The sequence below is a fragment of the Candidatus Polarisedimenticolia bacterium genome (assembly GCA_035764505.1).
Taxonomy (GTDB): domain Bacteria; phylum Acidobacteriota; class Polarisedimenticolia; order Gp22-AA2; family AA152; genus AA152.
Map to the genome: position 1 here is coordinate 1 of DASTZC010000099.1, position 16,836 is coordinate 16,836.

Annotated in this window: 10 protein-coding genes; 5 read left to right on the top strand and 5 right to left on the bottom strand. The window is 65.8% G+C overall.

The window, feature by feature from the left end:
* A partial coding sequence (locus tag VFW45_06600) for a hypothetical protein (protein HEU5180441.1) occupies window positions 1-1,082 on the top strand: 1,082 nt, incomplete at its 5' end.
* Between the two features lie 19 nt (window positions 1,083-1,101).
* Here the strand turns inward: VFW45_06600 and VFW45_06605 are convergent.
* The 4 genes from VFW45_06605 to VFW45_06620 form a co-directional block, all read right to left on the bottom strand.
* Window positions 1,102-4,161 carry an efflux RND transporter permease subunit gene (locus VFW45_06605; protein HEU5180442.1) on the bottom strand — a complete coding sequence of 1,020 codons (3,060 nt, stop codon included), beginning with the start codon at window positions 4,159-4,161 and terminating at the stop codon, window positions 1,102-1,104.
* A gap of 16 nt (window positions 4,162-4,177) precedes the next feature.
* Window positions 4,178-5,338 carry an efflux RND transporter periplasmic adaptor subunit gene (locus tag VFW45_06610; protein ID HEU5180443.1) on the bottom strand — a complete coding sequence of 387 codons (1,161 nt, stop codon included), beginning with the start codon at window positions 5,336-5,338 and terminating at the stop codon, window positions 4,178-4,180.
* The gene (locus VFW45_06615; GenBank protein HEU5180444.1) at window positions 5,335-6,585 is read right to left on the bottom strand and encodes a TolC family protein; all 1,251 of its coding nucleotides are present in this window, start codon (window positions 6,583-6,585) and stop codon (window positions 5,335-5,337) included. The genes VFW45_06610 and VFW45_06615 overlap by 4 nt, the downstream gene beginning before the upstream one ends.
* A gap of 231 nt (window positions 6,586-6,816) precedes the next feature.
* A complete protein-coding gene (locus tag VFW45_06620; protein HEU5180445.1) occupies window positions 6,817-7,104 on the bottom strand; it encodes a Smr/MutS family protein in 288 nt (95 codons plus the stop codon).
* A gap of 233 nt (window positions 7,105-7,337) precedes the next feature.
* Here VFW45_06620 and VFW45_06625 point away from each other — a divergent pair, with 233 nt between their 5' ends.
* From VFW45_06625 to VFW45_06635, 3 genes are all read left to right on the top strand, one after another.
* Complete coding sequence (locus tag VFW45_06625) at window positions 7,338-7,697, top strand: PadR family transcriptional regulator (GenBank protein HEU5180446.1); 360 nt, start codon at window positions 7,338-7,340, stop codon at window positions 7,695-7,697.
* Between the two features lie 112 nt (window positions 7,698-7,809).
* Window positions 7,810-8,757 carry a DJ-1/PfpI family protein gene (locus VFW45_06630; protein ID HEU5180447.1) on the top strand — a complete coding sequence of 316 codons (948 nt, stop codon included), beginning with the start codon at window positions 7,810-7,812 and terminating at the stop codon, window positions 8,755-8,757.
* A gap of 26 nt (window positions 8,758-8,783) precedes the next feature.
* On the top strand, window positions 8,784-11,423 hold the full coding sequence (locus tag VFW45_06635; GenBank protein HEU5180448.1) for an ABC transporter permease: 2,640 nt from the start codon (window positions 8,784-8,786) through the stop codon (window positions 11,421-11,423).
* 113 nt (window positions 11,424-11,536) lie between these two features.
* Here VFW45_06635 and VFW45_06640 read toward each other — a convergent pair whose 3' ends face one another.
* Window positions 11,537-13,957 (bottom strand): ABC transporter permease, encoded by a 2,421-nt coding sequence (locus VFW45_06640; GenBank protein HEU5180449.1) that lies wholly within the window; start codon window positions 13,955-13,957, stop codon window positions 11,537-11,539.
* A 226-nt stretch (window positions 13,958-14,183) separates the two neighbouring features.
* Between VFW45_06640 and VFW45_06645 the strand changes: the two genes are divergently transcribed.
* The gene (locus VFW45_06645) at window positions 14,184-16,832 is read left to right on the top strand and encodes a M14 family zinc carboxypeptidase (GenBank protein HEU5180450.1); all 2,649 of its coding nucleotides are present in this window, start codon (window positions 14,184-14,186) and stop codon (window positions 16,830-16,832) included.
* Window positions 16,833-16,836 lie beyond the last annotated feature (4 nt).

A 16,836-nucleotide genomic window follows, 5' to 3' on the forward strand; every position in this document is an offset into this window, starting at 1 on the left:
GTCCCCAAATACAGGCGGAGATGCCGCGGGTGAAGCAGCCGATCCGTGAATTGATTGTCCTGGGGATTCTATCCGGTTGTGCGGGGACTTCCCTGCCGCTTGGACAGGCAGCTGCTTTGCCCAAGGAGTCCGTGGAGCGGGTGCAGCTTCCGGGAGGAGAGGCGGGAATCGGGTTCGACGATCTCCAGTTTTCCGAAACGCTGAAGAAGTTCCTGGTCCCTGGAGGCCGGACCGGAAAGCTCTTCCTGATCTCCCCCTCCACCCGGGAAGTCACCTCCATCGACGGTTTTTCCTCCAAAGAGAGCTATGGCGGCGGACATGGCGACGGAGCGACGTCTGCCTGCGAGCAAGGGGGTCTCCTCTACGCCAGCGATCGAGGAACGGGAAGCGTGAAGATCGTCGATCCCGACGCTCGGAAGATCATCGCCTCGGTGCCGCTCCTCGGTGGCCCCGATTATGTGCGATGCCTCGGGTCGTCTCACGAGCTTTGGGTCACGGAGCCCGGGAAGGAGCAGATCGAGATCCTCACGCTCGGCGCCGGCGGGCGCACGGCGAGGTCGGCTGGGCGGGTTTCGATTCCTGGCGGCCCGGAATCTCTCGTCCTGGATGCCCGGCGCATGCGGGGCTACACGCACACCTGGAAGGCGACAAGCTATGCGATCGATTTGAAGGCGCGCTCCATCGCCGCCACGTGGAGCAACGGATGCCAGGGTTCCCGCGGCATCGCGCTGGACGAGAAGAAGGGGTGGCTTTTCGTGGGATGCGAGGAGGGGAAGTCGGTGGTGCTGGACGCAGCCAGCGGAAAATCCTTGTCGGCTCTTGTGGCGGGTTCCGGGATCGACAGCATCCGGTACGCCGCGTCCCTCGGGCATCTCTACGTGCCGGGGGGAGACAGCGGCGATCTGTCGATTCTTGGCGTTTCCTCCTCCGGCCGGCTCTCGCTCCTCGGCAAGATGAAAACAGGTCCCGATGCCCACACCGCGGCTTTCGATCCGGACAGCCGGAGCGTCGTGATCGGCCTCCCCGAGCATGGTCAGGTCCTGATCCTTCGCGACGAATACCCCCCATCCGCCGGGGAATGATCGCGCCAGCACCGTGCCGTCAATCCAACGGGGCAGCGAGAAGACTTCCTTCAGGTGACCGTTTCGTGGGCGGCAGGATCGAGAGGAGCGTCGGCACGAAGGCCAGGGTGATGAAGGTGGAAACCGACAGGCCCCCGATGACCGCGATCGCCAGGGGCTTCTGCAGCTCCGCTCCGGACCCGAGACCCAGCGCCAGAGGCAGCAGCCCGAAGAGCGTGCAGAGCGTGGTCATGAGGATGGGCCTGAGCCGGATGCCCCCGGCGCGGATCAGCGCTTCCCGCCTCTCGAGACCCTCCGCTTCGAGACGATCGGCATAGTCGATCAGGATGATGCCGTTCTTGACGATGAGGCCGATGAGCAGAATCAGGCCCATGAACGACGAGAGGTTGAGCGGCGTCCCGGTGGCAATCAGCAGGCCGAACGCGCCCACGAGCGAGAGCGGCGCCGCCGACAGGATGACGATCGCCGCCGTGAGCCGGCGGAACTGCGCCACGAGCAGGCCGAATACCAGCAGCACGGCGATCGAGAGAACGAGCATGAGCGATCGGAAGGAATCCTGCTGGCTTTCATATTGCCCACCCACGGCATACGTGCAGCCGATCGGAAACTTCTCCGCCCGGAGCAGCTTCTGAACGTCGGCGACGACACTCCCCATGTCGCGGTTCTCGAGCCGCCCGGTGATCGGGATCATCTGCTTCAAGTCTTCGCGGTGGAGCGCCGACGCGCCTTCGACGGACGCGATTTCCGCGACCGCCGAGACGGGAACGGTGGCGCCGTCCGGCGTGACGAGCGGGTATTCACGAACCCATATAGGGTCGAACCGACGGACATCGGGAAACCGGACGCGGAGGTCGATCAGCCGGTCGCCCCGGCGCACCTCCGTCGCCACCTCGCCGAGCAGACCTCCGGCGAGCTGCTTCGACACCTCCTCGGCCGTCAAATGGGCCCTTGCCGTCGCCGTGGGATCGATTCGTACCTCGAGCTCGGGATTCCCACGCTGTGGGACCACGAGGTCGACGAGCCCCGGGATGCGCTTCATCTTCGCCTCGATCCGCGCCGCCAGCTCTTCCAGGGTCTTCAGGTCGTCGCCGAAAAGCTTGACTTCCACCGGCTCCGGCTGCCCCTCGAGATCGCCCAGCATGTCCTGCAGGATCTGAACGAACTCGATGGTCATCCCGGGCGCTTCCCGGTCGAAGCGCTCGCGCTGTTCCGAGATGATCTCGTCGACATCTCTCGAGCGTGCCGACCGCGGCTTGAGCCTCACGAGGACGTCGCCGCGGTTCTGTTCGGTCGCGAAGAGTCCCATTTCGGCGCCCGTCCGCCGGTTGAATCCCGAGACCTCCGGAGTGGCCTTGACGATGGCTTCGATGCCTCGCACCATCCGGTCCGATTCCTGGAGCGAGGTGCCGGGCGGGGTCCAGTAGTCGATGACGTACCCGCCTTCGTCCATCTCCGGCAGGAAGCCGGTCTGGAGCCCGAAATAGAACAGCCCGCCCAGGGCGGCAACGCCCAGCGTGACCGCGATGACCCACCGCGGTCTCTCGAGCACGCGCCTCATCGATGACTCATACCAGCCAGCCAGCCGGCCGAGCGACCGGCCATCGCTCCGCTGCGCCTTCAGAAAGCGGGCGGCCGGAACGGGAATGAGCAGCAGCGCATACACCAGCGAGAGAAGGACCGCTCCCGACAGCGTCAGCGACAATGAGGCGAAGAATTCTCCGACCATGCCTTGCAGCATTCCCAGCGGAACGAAGACGACGACGGTGGTCAAGGTCGAGCCGATGACGGCACCCACGAGCTCGTTGGTCCCGCGCTCGGCGGCGACCTCGGAGGTTTCGCCCGCCGCCAGATGCCGGTGAATGCTTTCCACCACCACAATCGCGTCATCGATCACCAGTCCGATCGCGATGGCGAGGCCGCCCATCGACATCAGGTTGATGGTGCCGCCGGCCAGATGGAGGATGAAGAAGGTGCCCGCGATCGCCAGGGGAAGGGTCGTCGCGGCGACGAGCGTTGCGCGCCAATCGTGAAGAAAGGCCAGGAGGACGACCACGGCGAGCAGGCCGCCGATGACGATGGCCTCGGTCACGCTCCAGACCGCGTCGCGGACGAATCCGGCGAGGTCGTACACCTTCGAGATGCGGACTGCGGAGGGGAGCGAGGCGGCGTGGTCGCGTAGCGTCTGCTCGACGCTGTCGGCGATCGCGATGATGTTGCCGCCGATTTGGCGCGCGACGCTGAGGATGCTCGCGGGCCGGCCATTGCCCGTGATCAGAGTCGTCCGATCGACCACCCCTTCCCTGACGTCGGCCAGGTCGCCCACGTAGATCGGTGTCTGGTCGCGATACGCCACGACCACGTGGCGCACGTCCTCGACCGTGGTGATCTCACTGGTCGAGAGAACGAGATACTGCTGGAAGTCCTTCGGCAGCCGCCCGACCGACGTGACCTGGTTGGTGTTCCTCAACGCCTCGGAAACCTGGTCGAGCGACAGCTTCGCCGCGCTGAGCTTGTCGGGGTCGACAATCACCGAAATCTCTCGCTCGTCGGTTGCCTGGACGTCGACGCGTGCAACGCCCGAAACCCGCGTCAGCAGCGGCCGAATCTGGAACATCGCGATATCGCGCAGGTCGGCCGCCGGCAGATCGCCCGTCACGTTGAAAGTCATCATCGGGAAGAGCGAGGGCGTCATGCGCTCCACGCGTATCTGGGTCCCGGTCGGGAGCGCCTGCCGTTCTTCGTCGATCTGGGCCTGCATCAGCTGCAGGGCGTACCTCATGTCGGCGTCGGAATTGAAGATCGCCGAGATCTCCGTCGCGCCGCGGATCGTTCGCGATCGCACCCGGCGGACGCCCAGGACGCCACGTGCCGCCTCCTCGAGCGGCCGGGTGACGGCGATGAGCATGATGCGCGGGGAAAGATCGCCGGATTGCGCGATGATGGCAATGCGTGGGAACTCGACTTCGGGGTAGATGCCGCTCGGCAACGCGGTGATGGAATAGAGACCGGCGAGGGTGACGAGGACCACGCCGAAAACTATCGCTCGAGCGTTACGGGCGGCGAAGCGTGCGATGTTCAACGTGCCGGTCCTCAGGTCATTTTCTCGGCTTCGATCCCTCGGAGTCAGACTTCTCCGATCCGCGGTGCGCCAGCTTGGCCTTGTCTCCAAGACCGTAGACCGATGAGGACAATACGGTCTGGCCCTCCTCGACGCCGGACAGGATTTCGTCCCCGTCCGGTTTCTCGAGGCCGACTTTCACTTCCGTTCGCTGAGCGAGGTCGCCGTTGACGACATACACGGCGGCGGTTCCATCCTGGCCTCGCACCACGGCCGAGGGAGGGACGACGAGGGCGCCGGCGTGCGTCGAGAGCTGCACGCGCGCCTCCGCGAACATGCCGACCTTCAGCAGGTGGTCGCTGTTCGCGATTCGGATCCGGACCAGCGCGGCGTTCGTCCCCGGATCCACGGCGGGCGCGATGGCGACGACGGAGCCTTCGAACGTCCTGCCGGGAGATCCGTCACTGGACACCGAGGCCGCCTGGCCGACTCGAACGCGGGACAAGGAGCCCGACGGCACGTTGGCCTCGAGCTCGACCTGGTCAAGGTTGGCTATCTCCAGGATCGGCTGCGCTGCCGTCCCGTCGACCTGCTCGCCTCCGCTGACCATGCGCTTGACCACCTGGCCGGAGATCGGGGAGCGTACCTCCGCGCGTCCCACCTGGCGCTTGGCCGTGTCGAGGGCGGCCGTGGCCTCCTCGAGCCCGCTCTGCGCTGCGGCCAGCTCCTTCTTTGCGTCCTCGGCCTCCCTGGCGGCGGCCACACCTTTCTCGAAGAGCATCTGACTGCGCTGCATGTTCGCCTGGGCGGCTTCGAGGGCCGCCTTGGCCTGCGCGACGGCGGCGGCTGCCTGGCGCCGCTGGTCCTCCAGCGGACCGGGATCGAGCCTGGCGATGACCTGTCCCTCGCGAATGGAATCCCCTTCGGCGAACAGGACGGCGATGACTCGACCGGGGACAAGCGAGCTGACCTTCGCATCACCGTTCGGCAGCGCGGCGATGGCCCCCCGCGCGGCCAGCTCCTCGGAGATCGTTTGTCGGGTGACTTTCGAAACCTCGGCGAGAATGGTCGGCACTTCCGCGGGGGTACCCTCCTCATCGCTCGGAGACGAGCCGCCGCATGCGGCAATCAGCAGCGCCAGAGAGACGGGAATGACCAGAATGGGGCGCCACGCCCGCCTGCGAGACTGAGGCGTCATGGGATGGGCGCACCAATCGCATGCTCGACCTCGGTAATCGCGTCTTGATAGCTCGACGCCGCCAGCAGGCCCTGGAGCCGCGCGTCGCGGGAGGCCTGGAGCGCCTGCAGGAGGGCCGCGATGCCTGTCTGTCCGAGGCGGTAGGAGTCCTCCGCCATGCTTTCGACCTCCTGCGCCTGTGGCAAGACCTGATCCCGGTAGCGCAGGTATGCCTGGCGCTGGGCTTCCGCCAGCGCCACCGCGGAGGAGACCTCCCCCGTGATGCGCGCGAGGGTGGCATCCCGTTGAGTCCTGAGCTGCTCCAACGTCGCCTCCGCGACTCGCACGCCTGAGACGTGAGTGGTGAACAGCGGCAGCGTGAAGCTCACCGCGGCCCGCCATCCTGTGTCGAACTCCGGCTCGGCATCCCGGGTGAGGGCGGCTTCGGGCGTGACGTCGGGCACCCGCATCGCCCGCGCGAGCGCGATCCGGGCGCTCGCTTCTTCGATTTGCCGATCGAGAACCGCAAGCTCGGCATTGGACGCCTGCGCCTGCGCCGTCGCGACCTCCACGGCCACGGTCCCCGCGCTGTCGGGCGTCGTCACGAGCACGGCGGTGGAATCGAGAGGAAAGCCCAGCAGGGCGTTGAGCTCGACCGAAGCGGCGTGAGCGGAGGCTCGAGCGACGGTGGCTTCGTTCTCGGCCTGCGCCAGCGCGAGCTGAGCCTGGAGCACCTCCAGGCGTGGCGCGCTGCCGGCATCAAAGCGCTGCTGGGCCGCTTCATGGGCGCGCGTGGCGAACTGCTGCAGCTCATCGAGCAGCTTGACGCGCGCCTCGGCGATCAGCTGGTTGAAATAGGCGTGGCGGACCTGGCCGCGGATATCGAGAATGGTGCGGTTGAGCTCGGCTTCGCCGGTGCGGACCGTGGCCTCACCGATGGCGACGCGCTTGCGTCGCTTGCCGCCCAGCTCGACCGGAAGGGCCAGGGTGTACGCTTCCTTGGGCGTCTCCTTCGTGTACTCGATCCGCCCTTCCGGATTCGGAAGCTCGCGCGCGACGCCCACTCCGGCCTGGTTGACGGCCTGGCTCAAGCGTGCGGCGGCGATCGTCTGATTCGCCGTCAGCGCGCGGGCGAATGCGGCTTCGAGCGTGAGCGGCTCTGCGGGCGCGGGCGTCTGAGCGTCGATGAGAGGGCCGCTCAGGGCAAGAGCCACCATCAGGGCGACAGAATGCGACCGCAGGTTGAATCCCTCACTGTCGTTTGACATTCTTAGATTGCGCCGGGGTTCTAATCTACCAGCTTCCCGATGGGTTAGCGAACCTGGAGAGGATCCGGCGCTTCATGGAAGTAAATCCAGTGAAGGCGCAGACCGGCATCGGCGTCTCGGCGCAGGCCGCGGCCGTGATCAGAGGTCCCGTCAGGGGGGAAGGCGGGGTCGCGGGAGCGGGAGTCGAGCCCTCCGCAGCCAACTCTCGACCTCCCGGAGGAGCCGCGTAACTCAGGACGCCGGGCGGAGAAACACCAGGGTCGCCCCCCAACTCCCGCGGTCCCCGGACGCGAGACGGAACGATTCCACCTCCGGCAGGCGCTCCAGCAAGGCGTGGACGGTGCGGCGAAGCGCTCCTGTCCCCTTGCCATGAATGATTCGGACCTCGAGGATTCCCTGCTCACGGCAGGCATGGAGATAGTGAGGGACGAGCTCCCGAACTTCTCGCGGGTCGAAGGTGTGCAGGTCGAGAGTTCCGTCGATCGGAATCTCGAATGGCTCGGATGAGGGATTGCTCATACCAACGACTCCAGGGAGAAGAGTCATGCATTGCCCGGCCGCGAAAAGCCCCTGGATCAGATCGTAGCCTACCTCGGAATACTCGACCCCGCATGGTTTCCGAATGCTGCGCGCCTTTCTCTTGAAGCGCGCGGCGGCAGGCGTCGCGTCTCGGGGAGAACTACAAGATTTTTTACTTGACACTATGGCGACTAACGATATAGTTGCGCCCGACTCATTTCCGAGGAGGACGGATGACCAGAGCCAAAACCCCGAGTGCGGCGCTGTCTCCCGCGACGTTTCACGTCCTTCTGGCGCTGGCCGGTGAGGATCTCCACGGTTACGCGATCCTCAAGGAGGTCGAGCGGCAGACCGGCGGGGTGGTGAAACTCTCCACGGGGACGCTCTACGGAATCCTGAAGCGGCTTCTCTCGGACGGCTTGATCATCGAGAGGCGCTCCCGCCCGGCCGCGCCCGAGGACGACGAGCGCAGGCGCACCTATCGCCTCACCCCCCAGGGGCGCGAGGCGGCCGCGAGCGAAGCCGAGAGGCTGGATCGGCTGGTGGCCCATGCCCGTTCCCGCCGGCTGCTGGGGAGGTTCCGACCCGCATGACGTGCCGGACGGTACGGGCCGATGATGATGGAACCGCGCTCGCCTCGAACCATTCCGTGGTGTGAACCGGATACAAAGGACAGCAGAGAGGAAAGCTCAAATGGTGCAGGCAATGGTCAAACGTACGCGATGGATCACGTTACTCGCACTCTTCGGGATGGTCGGTCTCGGCGTTTTCGCCTGGGCTTCCGCTGCGACCACGAAGGCTCCGGCACCCGCAGCCTCCGCCGCAGGGGCGGCGCTGGACAAACCGAATCCGCTCAAGGCGCCGGGCGAGGGGAGCATTCCCGTCGCCATCCTTCTTTCCGAAGGAGCCCAGGTCATCGATTTCGCGGGGCCATGGGAGGTCTTCCAGGACACCTACATCGCGGGAAGGAAGGACCCCCCGTTTCAGCTCTACACCGTCGCCGAATCGACGCAGCCGATCCGGGCCAGCAACGGGCTGAAGATCGTTCCCGACTATTCGCTGCAGAACGCCCCGGCGCCCAAGGTCATCGTCATTCCGGCCCAGGGAGGGCGCAGCGAGGCGATGCTGAGCTGGATTCGTAAGTCGTCCAAGACCGCTGACGTGACGATGTCGGTCTGCACCGGAGCTTTCCTTCTCGCCAGAACGGGTCTGCTTTCCGGCAAGGCTGCCACGACCCATCATTCAAGCTACAGCGAGTTGGCCGCCGGCTTTCCCGACATCCAGGTCCGCCGGGGAGCTCGTTACGTCGAGATGGGAAATCTCGCCACGGCGGGCGGGCTTTCGTCGGGCATCGATCTCGCTTTAAGGGTCGTGGAGCGCTACTTCGGCACCCAGGTCGCGACGGAGACCGCCTATCAGATGGAGTACCTGGGAGACGGCTGGAAGAATCCCGCATCGAATCAGGTCTACGCCGTCCAGCGAGCGTCGACGCCGGAGCATCCTCTCTGCCCCGTATGCCAGATGGAGGTCGATCCGTCCTCTGGGGGAACCTTGAAGTCGGTCTACAAGAACAGCCCCTACTACTTCTGCTCCCAGGAGCACAAGGCGTTGTTCGAAAAGTCTCCCGGCTCGTTTCTCACGCCGGCCCGCTGACGCGCAAGGAACCTCGGACCCGGCCCATGAAGGAACGACCGAGCTTCTCGATGCGCTGCTACCGCGCGCTCCTGCGCCTCCTCCCTTTCGAGTTCCGAGGCGATTTCGGTGGCGAGATGGAAGCGGTTTTCCACAAACAGCACGCCGATGCCGAAAGGGGACGTGGGGGAGGGCTGGCGAAGCTCTGGTGGGAGACGATCGTCGGAATCTTCACCACCGCGCCGCGCGAGCACCTCGCCATACTTCGTCAGGACGCGGGCTTCGCCCTGCGCATGATGCGCCGGAACCCTGGATTCACTCTCGCCTCCATTGTCACGCTGGCGTTGGGGATCGGCGCGACCACGGCCATCTTCAGCGTCGTGCACGCGGTGCTCCTCAAGCCGCTCCCTTACGCCCACGGCGAGAGCCTCGTCGTCCTGAGCCAGGAAGCCCCTCCGAGCAGCGTCTCGACGACCGCCTTCTCCGTTCCGGAGATGATGGACCTCAGGAGCCGGAACCGAAGCCTGGATGGACTGGTCGAGTATCACAACATGTCCTTCATCCTGCTGGGACGCGCCGAGCCGGAGCGCGTCGAGACCGGCGTCGTCTCCTGGAACTACTTCGACCTGTTCGGAGTGAAACCGCTGCTCGGGCGCGACTTCAGGTCGGAAGACGAGAAGGATGGAGCTCCCGCGGTGCTCCTGCTCGGCTACGAGTACTGGCAACGCTCCTTTGGCGGAGATCCGACGGTCGTCGGGAAGGACTTCAAGATGAACGACAAGATTCACACCGTCGTGGGAGTCCTGCCCCCCTTTCCGCAATATCCGGATCGGAACGACGTCTACATGCCGTCGACCGCCTGCCCGTTCCGCTCGAACCCGAGCCTGGTGACCAACCGCAACGGAAGGATGGTCGCGCTCTTCGGCCGCCTGAAGTCCGGAACGGCTGTCGCGCAGGCCCAGGCGGATCTCACGACGGTGGTCGCCTCCCTGCAGCGCGAGCATCCAGACTCCTATCCCGCCGGCTCCCACGCCGCCGCCAGGACGGTGCCGTTGCGCACGCAGCTGACCCAGGCCGCGAAACCGACGATGCTGATCCTGCTGATGGCCGCCGGCTTCGTCCTGATCATCGCCTGCGCGAGCGTCGCGAACCTGAACCTCGCCAGGATGGCGCGCCGGGATCGCGAGCTCGCCTTGCGTGCGGCGATGGGCGCGGGAAGGGCCAGGCTTTTCCGCCAGCTCCTGACCGAGAGCTGCATCCTCTCCCTTGCCGGCGGCGCGGTGGGATGGCTTCTGGCGATTGGGATGATGGAGATGCTGACGCGGCTCGCGGGCCGCTTCACCGCGCGCGCGAGCGAGATCCGGATGGATGAGCCGATCCTGCTGTTCACCATCGCTCTGGCCTTCCTGACCAGCCTGGTCTCCGGCTCGGCGCCCGCCCTGGCGGGACGGGGCAATCTGAGCGGCAGCCTGAAGGAAGGGGGCGGCATCCAGTCGACGCTCGGGGCATCGCGACGCCGGGGACAGAATCTACTGATCGTCGCGCAGTTCGCGGTCTCTTTCGTGCTCCTGATCGGCGCCGGGCTGATGCTGCGCACCCTCCTCAACCTCCAGCGCGTGGATCCGGGCTTCCGGCCCGAGAACGTCCTGACCATGGATATCTATCTCGACTTCGCGAAATACACCGACGGTCCCAAGCGCGGAAATTTCTTCCAATCGCTCCTGGAAAAGGTCCAGGCCCAGCCACAGGTGATCTCCGCCGCGGTCTCGCTCTCCGTGCCGCTCGACCAATCGGTGCAAGCCAGCTCCTTCCAGATCGAAGGACAGCCCGAGGAAGCGGGCCGCGAGGCGCCGCGCGCCGACATCCACGTCGTCTCCGCGGATTATTTCGAAACGCTGCACATTCCGGTGGTGCAGGGACGGACCTTCGAGCTTCGCGACAGCGCCGACGCCGCCGGCGTGGTCGTGGTCAACCGGGCCCTGGCGCGGCATCGCTGGCCCGGCGGCGATGCAGTGGGGCGGCGGATCTCCTTGAATCAAGGACGCACATGGCGGAGCGTCGTCGGGATCGTCGGCGACACGAAGGAGAACGGACTGAATCAACCCTGGAGAGACGGAATCTACCTTCCGCTCGCCCAATCGCCGCTACTGCAGGGGAACCTGGTGGTGCGGACGCGGAACGACCCGATGGACATCGCGCGCATCGTCGTCCAGCGCCTCTACGAGGTGGATCCGAACCAGCCGGCGGGGAGAATTCGTTCGTTGGACACGGTCCGTGCCGACTCGATTGCCGCTCCGAGCCTGACGGCGCGGCTGCTGGGCATCTTCGCACTGGTGGCGCTCCTCATCGCCGGGACCGGAATCGGGGGCGTCATCGCCCTCGCGGTCAGTCAGAGAACCCATGAATTCGGCGTGCGCCTCGCCGTCGGTGCCCGGCCTCGCGACATCCTGGGGATGGTCCTGGCGCAGGGCCTCAAGCTCGCTCTCCTCGGGACAGGATTCGGATTGCTTGGAGCCGTCGCCGTCACCCGCGTCCTGAGGGGGCTGCTATTCGAAGTCGCGCCGACCGATCCCCTCGTGTTCGCCCTGGTGATCCTGGTTCTCTCCCTCGCCGCCATCCTCGCCTGTTTCTTCCCGGCCCGTCGCGCCTCCTCTGTCGACCCGATGATCGCCCTGCACGTGGAATGACCCCTCCAAGGTCCAATCCGAGCACTGTATCGGTGAGTCGTGCCCGGCGTTGAGTTATCCAGGGTCTTGTTGATGGAGAGAGAGACGCGGTCCTGCGCCGACCCCGCGGGTCCCTATTCCGCCCGCAAGGCGACGAGGGGATCGATTCGAGCGGCACGTCGTGCGGGAATCCAGCAAGCGCAGAGGGCGATGATACAGATCAGGACGGAGATGCCGGCGTAGATCCGCGGGTCGGACGGCTGGACGTCGAACAGGAAGCTCTGTAACAGGCGAGTCAGGCCGAGTGCCGCGAAGGCGCCGAGCAGGATGCCGGCGGCCGCGACTCTGAGGCCCTGCAGGACGACCATCCGCGTCATGGCGCCCGGCCCGGCGCCGAGCGCCATCCGGATGCCGAATTCGCCGGTTCGTTGCCCGACCATGTACGCCATTACCCCATAGAGGCCGATGCTGGCGAGCACCACCGCCAGGCCGGCGAAGATCGATAGCAGCACCATGATGAGGCGTCGATCCGCGCTCGTCTGGGCGATCAGCGCCGTCATCGTCTGCGGATTCAGCAACGGCAACCCCGAGTCGACCTCCTTCAGAGCCCCGCGCACCGCGCCGGTGACAGCGGCCGGATCGCCCTCCACCCGCAGAACCAGAGATGCGAAATTCTCGGGCCGTTGCAGGATCGGCAGGAAATACTCCGCCACCGGGCGGGTCGTCAGGTCATTCGAATGATTATCGGCAACGAGGCCCACCACTTCCGATTCGATCTGGCCCATGCCGGTCACGAGATGCTTTCCGATCGGATCCTCGTCGCCGAAGAACTGACGGGCCATCGTCGCGTTGAGGATCACGACGTGCGGCGCCTCGGGACTGTCTCGATCGTCGAAGTCGCGTCCGGCCAGCATCCGGATGCCGAGCGTCTCGAACATCCGCGGACTGACGAGGTGGCGCAGCGCGAGAGAGCGCTCGCTGAGCGGCGGCAGCTCGCGGCCGACGACCGCGACGGGCGCCTGCGGGGTTGCGCCGCTCAGCGGCAAAGCGTCGTTGAGCGCCACGGCGCGCACCCCCGGCAGTCCCGCCATGCGCTCCAGGACCTGACGATAAAAGCTCGCAAGCGCAGGCTTCGTCTCGTAGCGCGTCGGCGGCACGTTGAGAAAGCCGACGAACAACCCGGCCGGCCGGAACCCGGGGGCGACGTTCTGCAGGCGAGCGAAGCTCGTGAGCAGGAGGCTGGCGGAAACGAGCAGCACGAGGGACAGCGCGATCTCACCGATGAGGAGGCCCTGCCGCAAGCGGCTTTCCGCGACGCCGCGGGTCGAGCCGCGCGGGGAGGCCTTCAGAGCATCGTTGACATCGTGATTCGCCGCCCGCAGGGCGGGCACGAGACCGGTCGCCAGACCCGTGAGCAGCGCGAGGCCCGCGGTAAAGGCGAGCACGGACGGATCGATCGCGACCTCGAGCGCGCGCGGGATGAAGCCCTGTCCAGCCTGGAGGAATCCCTGGAGACTCCAATGTGCCAGGAGAAGGCCGAGGCCCGCGCCGATCAGGGACACCAGAAGACTTTCCAGGAGGAAGGGCCGGATGACGCCACCTCGGCCGGCACCGAGCGCAACGCGCACGGCGACCTCCTTGCTGCGGGCGGTGAAGCGGGCGAGCAGCAGGTTGACGACGTTGGCGCAGGCGATCAGGAGCACGCAGCCGACGGCGGCAAACAGCACCCCCAGCGTCCGGCGCTGGTTGCCCACGAGGCTCTCGAGGAACAAGTCCACGTTCGCCTGGGAAGGGGCGTCGACGTTCTTGGGATACCTGGCCCGGTAGCTTCCGGCGAGCAGGCTCACGTTCTCCCGCGCCTGCGTCAGCGTGACGCCGGGCTTGAGTCGGCCGATCACCTGGAACGTGAAGGCGCCGTTGTCCACCTGCGCCGGCACGAGAAAAGGCACTTCCATCGGGCGCGGAGCCCATACATCCGTCTGGTTGAACGGAAAACGCGAAAGAGCCGGCGGCAGGATGCCGATGATCGTGCGGGGCTTGCCGTCGAGCGTCAGCGTCTGGCCCAGAGCCTGCTCGCTGCCCTGGAAGTGCCTTTGCCAGAAGTTGTCGCTGATCATGACCACGTCGGACCCACCCGCCCGATCTTCCTCGGGGGAGAAGGACCGCCCGTGGACCGGCTGTACCCCCAGAACGGAAAGAAAGTTGGCCGAGGCCATGATTCCGGGGACCTGCTCCGGGTCGCCCCGGCCGGTGAGCGTGAAGCCGTTGAAGGCGGCGACTGCCAGATCGCTGAACACTCGTTGGTGCTCGCGCACCACGAGGAACCGGGGCCAGGAGAATGGAACGTTGTTGAGCTGGCCCTCCGGGAGCGACGATCGGAGCACCACCAGCCGTTGCGGGTCGGGATAGGGCAGGGGGCGCAGGAAGAGCCCGTTGATGATGCTGAACATCGCGCTGTTCGCCCCGATCCCCAGGGCAAGCGCGAGGATCGCGATCAGGGAGGCGCCTGGCGACTTGATCAGCTGGCGAAACGCGAAACGCAGGTCTGAAATCATCCAGGGTTACCCGTTACGTCCCGGCCAGGAGGCAAACTACCGCCGTCACCACCTCATACGGGAATTCCGTCGCGGGAGTTTCCGGGAAATCGGTTCCAAGTGAAGCTCCGGTTGTTCAGGAAGGTCCTGCGGCCAGGCCGTCTTCCCTGGCTCCATCGCCAACGATTACAATCTCCCGGCTCTACGCCAGGGTTCCATTCAACCGGGCACCAGGAGAGGGAAAGTCATGTTCAGAACGGGATGGCTCGTCTCGGTCTTGATCGGGATGGCGGCCGCCGCGCCGGTCGTGGCAGGAGCTCCACCGACCCCGGAAGCCTATTTCACCTTCAAGCCGGGGGCCGAAGGAAAGCTGATCGACTACGAGCAGATCTCCGGCTACCTGAAGGCCCTCGACCAGGCCTCGCCGCGGGTGGAGGTCCGCCAGATCGGCTCCTCACCGCTGGGCAAGCCGATGCTCGCTGTTTTCATCTCGACCGAAGCGAACCTTGCACGCCTCGACGAGCTGGCGAAGATCAATCGGCGCCTCGCCCTCGATCCTGCGATTCCCGACGCCGAGCGCGTCACGCTCGTCGATCACGGCCGCGTGTTCCTGCTCGCGACGCTTTCCATGCACGCCGATGAGCTGGCGCCCTGTCAGTCTTTCCCCCTCTACGCCTACGAGCTGGCCGTGACGGAGGACCCCGGGGTGCTCCGCCAGATGGAGGACGTCGTCTGGATGGTGGTCCCCTCCCAGAACCCCGACGGTCTCGACATGGTGGTGAAGAACTACCGCACCTATCGTGGGACCTCCTGGGACGGCTCGTCGCTCCCGGGTGTGTACCATCGTTATGTCGGCCACGACAACAACCGCGACTACGTGACCCTTTCCCAGGACGATACGCGCGCCGTCTCGCGTCTCTTTTCCACCGAGTGGTTCCCCCAGGTCATGGTCGAGAAGCATGGGATGGGCGCCTCGGGCCCGCGCTACTACTGCCCTCCCAATCACGATCCGATCGCGGAGAACGTCGACGCCGAGGTATGGAGCTGGATCAATCTCTTCGGCACCAACATGACCCACGACATGTCGCGCGACGGCCTCAAGGGGGTCTCGCAGCATTGGGAGTTCGACAACTACTGGCCCGGCTCCACCGAGACCGCGCTCTGGAAGAACAGCATCTCGCTGCTCACCGAGAACGCGACGCCCAACGGCGCCTCGCCCGTCTACGTCGAGCCCAATGAGCTGGAAGGGGGAGGCAAGGGACTGGCGGAGTACAAGAAGAGCGTGAACATGCTGGATCCCTGGCCGGGAGGATGGTGGCGGCTCAGCGACGCGGTGGCCTACGAGCTCTCCTCGTTCCGCTCCCTGCTGCACACGGCGTCCGAAAATCGCGGCGACCTGCTGCGCTTCCAGAACGACCTCTGCCGCCGTGAAGTGGCACGCGGGCGGAATCAGCCGCCGTTTTATTTCGTCCTGCCGCCCCGGCAGCGGGACCCCGGCGAATGGGTGCGGCTCGTCAACCTCCTCGCGGAGCACGGCGTGCGGCTCTACCGCCTGCCGCAGGCGGTGGCCTCAGGGAGCCGGAGCTTCGAAGCAGGCTCCGTCATCGTTCCCCTCGCCCAGCCTTTCCGTCCCTTCATCCAGGAAGTGATGGAGCGTCAGCGTTACCCGATCCGGCACTACACGCCCGGCGGCGAGATGATCCGCCCCTACGACATCACCAGCTGGTCGCTTCCGCTGCATTGCGGGGTCAACGCCGAAGCGGTCGACGCGCGCATCCCGGCGCTGGAGACATCTTGGCGTCCCCTGGAGCTCCCCTTTGCGCTCGAAGGCCGCATCACCCATCTGCCCGCCGGCACGTGGGGAGTCGCCCTGCCGGCGGATCAGAACGAGGCGTTGCGTGGCGCATTCCTGGCCTTGAAGAGCCATCTTCCGGCGAGCCGGACGACCGCGCAGGTAAGCATCGGCGACGCGCCGCTTCCCGCCGGAAGCGTCATCATCCAGGGCGCCACGGGCTCCGCCCTGCAGGCCCTTCTCGACAAGTTGACCGTGCGCGCCGTGATCCTGACCGCGGCCCCCGCGGTGGCCCTCGTGCCGCTCCGGTCGCCGCGCGTGGCGCTGATGGAAACCCACTTCCACGACATGGAAGCGGGATGGACCCGCTTCCTTTTCGACACCTACGACGTTCCTTTCCAGGTGGTGCACCCCGGCGAGATCGAGAAGCTCGACTTCGCCCGTTTCGACGTCATCGTCTTCCCTGACAACACGAAGGACGAGCTGATGGAAGGACATTTCAAGGGTGACGAGGAGAAAATCGCGCTGCCCGACCTCCCGCCGGAGTTTCGCAAGGGAATTGGCGACAAGGGAATGCAAAAGCTGATGGGCTTCGTCGACCAGGGTGGGATCATCCTGGCGTGGGGGCAGGCCTGCGATCTCTTCCTGGGTGTTCAGAAGATCAAGCGAGCCAAGGGAAAGAACACCGAAGAAGAAGAATTTCAGATCCCGGTCGAGAACGTGGCCAGGGATCTGGCCAAGAAAGGGCTCGCGGTGCCCGGATCCTGGCTGCATGCCCGCTTCGCGCAGGACAGCCCCCTCACCTGGGGGATGCCTGAGGATGGCGGCTTCTTCTTCCAGGGCAAGCCCGTGTTTCGGACCTCACAGCCGGGACCCGACATGGACCGCCGCGTCCTGGTCCGAACTCCTGAGGAGAACATCCTTCTCTCCGGCTTCGCCGAGAACGAAAAGCTCCTCGTCGATACCGTTTCCGGCGTCTGGGCGCGCAAGGGGCGCGGCCAGTTCGTCCTCTACGCCTTCTCGCCCAATTTCCGCGGCTCGACCCCTTCCACGCTCAAGCTCATCTTGAACGCTCTGCTCCTGCCGAAGATCCCTTCGTCGTGATGCA